The sequence below is a fragment of the Sulfobacillus harzensis genome, assembly GCF_012933365.1.
GTDB classification, from domain to species: domain Bacteria; phylum Bacillota; class Sulfobacillia; order Sulfobacillales; family Sulfobacillaceae; genus Sulfobacillus_B; species Sulfobacillus_B harzensis.
In genome coordinates this window covers 1-856 of sequence record NZ_JABBVZ010000305.1, presented here as the reverse complement: position 1 = coordinate 856, position 856 = coordinate 1, and the positions used below count along the sequence as shown (strand labels likewise).

Annotated in this window: 1 protein-coding gene; it reads left to right on the top strand. The window is 58.1% G+C overall.

What is annotated here, in order from left to right:
* Positions 1–230 precede the first annotated feature (230 nt).
* Positions 231–856: IS110 family transposase (locus tag HIJ39_RS23190; protein WP_169103380.1), on the top strand; the 626-nt coding region annotated here is incomplete at its 3' end.

Sequence of the window (856 nt, the reverse complement as noted above, 5' to 3'; positions counted from 1 at the left end):
CCACTAGTATACTAATTCTGGAACCTCACGGTTCTGAGACCTCATCTCTCAGCGGCTGTCGGGGTACCACGCATTTACACCATGAGATGCGATCTCGATGTCAAGACTGTGGCCTCCGACTGCCCGAGAGATTACGCATGAGCTGGATGGGGACCGGATGTGGATTCCTCGCATATCGCACTAGTTTGTACCTTGGCCAGCCTGGAGACCGACCTGGGAGGGTGCGTCACATGTATTTTGTCGGAATTGATGTAGGAAAGCGCTACCACGAAGCGGGCATTGTCGATTCTCAGGGCCAGCGTCATGGCAAGTCATTGCGATTTGCCAACTCACAGGCCGGTGCGCACAAGCTCCTCAAACGCCTACGCGCCGTGGATCCGAATTTGGGGGCCGTAGCGGTCGCCATGGAGGCGACCGGGCATTATTGGTATGCGTTGTACGCCTTTTTGATGAAAGCAGGCGTGCCCTGCCATGTGATCAACCCCCTGCAATCCGATGCCCTCCGAAACCTGTATATTCGCCAAACGAAGACCGACACCCAAGACGCTTTTCTCATCGCCGAGGTGCTGCGGTTTGGTCAGTGTCGCCCGACCACCCTGGCGGATGAAATCCTCATTGCCTTGCGACAGTTGAGCCGATTCCGATTCCACCTGGTCGATACGCTGGCGGATGCCAAGCGCCGAGCCTTGGCCCTATTGGACCAGGTGTTTCCTGAGTACGACCAGTACTTCTCGGACGTCTTTGGCAAAGCCTCCTCCGCGCTGTTGCACACGTACGCGACGCCCGACGAAATTGCGGCCACGGATGTCCACGCCCTGGCCGACCTCCGGCTCACCGCCAGCCGTCAGCGCGTTGG